This window comes from Roseomonas sp. TAS13 (genome assembly GCF_001950415.1).
Taxonomy (GTDB): Bacteria; Pseudomonadota; Alphaproteobacteria; order Acetobacterales; family Acetobacteraceae; genus Roseomonas; species Roseomonas mucosa.
On sequence record NZ_BDLP01000628.1, the window covers coordinates 1 to 1,516 of the forward strand.

The window sequence follows — 1,516 nt, forward strand, 5'->3', positions numbered from 1 at the left end:
TCCGCCACCCAGCCCCCCGCCGCACCGCGCCGGAAGCCGCCGCCGCGCCGTGCGCCGAGGCGCCGGGCACCGCCGCCCGCGCAGCAGGAGGCACCGCCGCCGGCTCCTCCGCCCGCCACGACCCGGCCCTACGACATCGCGCCGATGCCGAATCGCGACATGGAGGCACCGCGCCCGCGCGACCAGGGCGCCGACAACCGCCCGTCCTTCGGACCCGATCTCTTCGAGCCGCAGCGCGTGCCCGGCAGCAATCCCAGCATCGACGAGGACGACCTGGCCCGGCGCAGGGACCAGTTCCGGGACATCGTGCCCGGCGCCCGGCTGCGGGTGCCCTTCAGCTACTGAAGGGTCCGGGGGCGGCTCAGGCCAGTCCGACCAGCGAGCGGGCGAAGTCGCGTGGATCGAAGGGGCGGAGGTCGGCGGCCTTCTCGCCCACGCCGACCGCGTGGACGGGCAAGCCGAATTCCTGGGCCAGGGCCACCACGACGCCGCCCTTGGCCGAGCCGTCGAGCTTGGTGACCACGAGGCCGGTGATGTCCACCATCTCCTGGAACACCTTGCACTGCTGGATGGCGTTCTGGCCGGTGGTGGCGTCCAGCACCAGGATGGTGGCGTGCGGCACGGCGGGGTCCTTCCGCTTCAGGACGCGCACCACCTTGCGCAGCTCCTCCATCAGCCCGGCCTTGTTGTGCAGCCGCCCGGCGGTGTCGATCAGCAGGACGTCCATGCCCTCGGCCACGGCACGGTCCAGGGCCTCGTGCGCCAAGCCGGCGGCATCGGCGCCGGGCTTGGCCGGGGCCACCACGGGGGCGCCGGTGCGGTCGCCCCAGACCTGAAGCTGCTCCACCGCCGCGGCGCGGAAGGTGTCGCCCGCCGCCAGCATCACCCGCCGGCCCTCGCCGCGCCACTGCTCGGAGAGCTTGGCGATGGTGGTGGTCTTGCCGGTGCCGTTCACGCCGACCATCAGCACCACAAAGGGCCTCGTGCCCGGCGCCGGGACCAGCGGCGTGGCGACCGGGGCGAGGATTGCGGTGATCTCCTCGGCCAAGGCGGATTTCACCTCCTCGTCGGAAACCTCCTTGCCGAACCGGGTGCGGCGGAAGCCCTCGACGATGCGGCGGGAGGCAGCGACGCCCAGATCCGCCGTGATCAGCGTGTCCTCCAGGTCCTCCAGCGCCGCCTCGTCCAGCGGGCGCTTGGTGAAGAGGCCGGTGAGGTTCTCCGTCAGCCGCTGGGTGGAACGCTGCAGCCCGGCCTTGAGCCGGCCGAAGAAGCCGGCGGGCGGCTCGCGGACCGGCGAGGGGGTGGTGGGCTCCTCCGCCGGGGGGAGGTCGGGGATGTCGGCGGGAGGCGGTTCCTCCACATCCGGCTCCTCGTCCGGCGGGACGGGGATGGGCGGCGGCGGTTCCCGGACCGGCGGCGGCACCGGCACCGGGTCGCTGGCCCGCGCCACGGCGGGCGGTGGGACGGGTGGCAACAGGAAGCCGGGAACCGGCGGCGAAACCGGCGTGGCAGG

Annotated in this window: 1 protein-coding gene and 1 pseudogene; one reads left to right on the top strand and one right to left on the bottom strand. The window is 74.4% G+C overall.

Annotation, left to right across the window (positions count from 1 at the left end; translation table 11 throughout):
- A pseudogene (locus tag ROTAS13_RS27910) lies at positions 1-345 on the top strand (hypothetical protein); the annotation flags it as partial.
- Between the two features lie 16 nt (positions 346-361).
- Here the strand turns inward: ROTAS13_RS27910 and ftsY are convergent.
- The gene (gene ftsY, locus ROTAS13_RS24345) at positions 362-1,249 is read right to left on the bottom strand and encodes a signal recognition particle-docking protein FtsY (protein ID WP_216348742.1); all 888 of its coding nucleotides are present in this window, start codon (positions 1,247-1,249) and stop codon (positions 362-364) included.
- Positions 1,250-1,516 lie beyond the last annotated feature (267 nt).